Origin of the sequence: Weissella cibaria KACC 11862, from assembly GCF_000193635.1 — a bacterium.
GTDB classification, from domain to species: domain Bacteria; phylum Bacillota; class Bacilli; order Lactobacillales; family Lactobacillaceae; genus Weissella; species Weissella cibaria.
Window position 1 is genome coordinate 1 of record NZ_AEKT01000045.1, and the last position, 600, is coordinate 600.

Below are 600 nucleotides of genomic sequence, written 5' to 3' on the forward strand. Positions count from 1 at the left end.
TTGCTCTTATGCTAGATTTACGGACAGATTTTTCTCTGCCCTGTAAACTAATAGCAGAGGAGCATTTTTTATATGATTCGATATTCACCAGAATTTAAGCAATCTCTTGTCGAGATGCACAACCAAGGGCGTTCTTACACTGAACTAGCCGCTGAGTACGGGCCTTCGGCCGATTCAATCCGTAACTGGGTCAAATTGTACACAGTCCACGAAGTGGACGGCGAGAAATGGACGCAAGCTGATGTAAACGCATTACAAAAGGAAAACGCCAAACTTCGCGAAGAACTTGAGATTTTAAAACGAGCCGCGGTGTTGCTTTCGAAGTACAATTAACGCAAAATCGCGAGTTAGGACTGGAAATCATTGACCGGTCACTCGCAATGGGACACCGCATAACAAGCGTTTTATCGGCTTTGAACATTGCTCGAAGCACGTATTATCAATGGAAAAACTGGCAACCTAGCCAACGAGAAACACGGCGTACTGCTCTGAAAACGGCAATTAAAGCCGTTTATAACACCAATCGTGGCATCTATGGCTACCGTCGTATCGCAGCGTTCTTGCGCTTCATTTTGAAGACTGATGTTGGTGATCGTTTGG

General features: G+C 45.0%; 1 protein-coding gene and 1 pseudogene. Both read left to right on the forward strand.

Annotated features, from left to right (window positions below; translation table 11 throughout):
• Positions 1-72 precede the first annotated feature (72 nt).
• The gene (locus tag ESE_RS0109435; protein WP_003610944.1) at positions 73-333 is read left to right on the forward strand and encodes a transposase; all 261 of its coding nucleotides are present in this window, start codon (positions 73-75) and stop codon (positions 331-333) included.
• Positions 334-380: 47 nt separating this feature from the next.
• A pseudogene (locus ESE_RS12500) lies at positions 381-600 on the forward strand (IS3-like element IS1520 family transposase); the annotation flags it as partial.

Bases quoted from the DNA above. Each gene is read 5' to 3' on its own strand.
- ESE_RS0109435 (WP_003610944.1), top strand. From the start codon at position 73: ATGATTCGATATTCACCAGAATTTAAGCAATCTCTTGTCGAGATGCAC.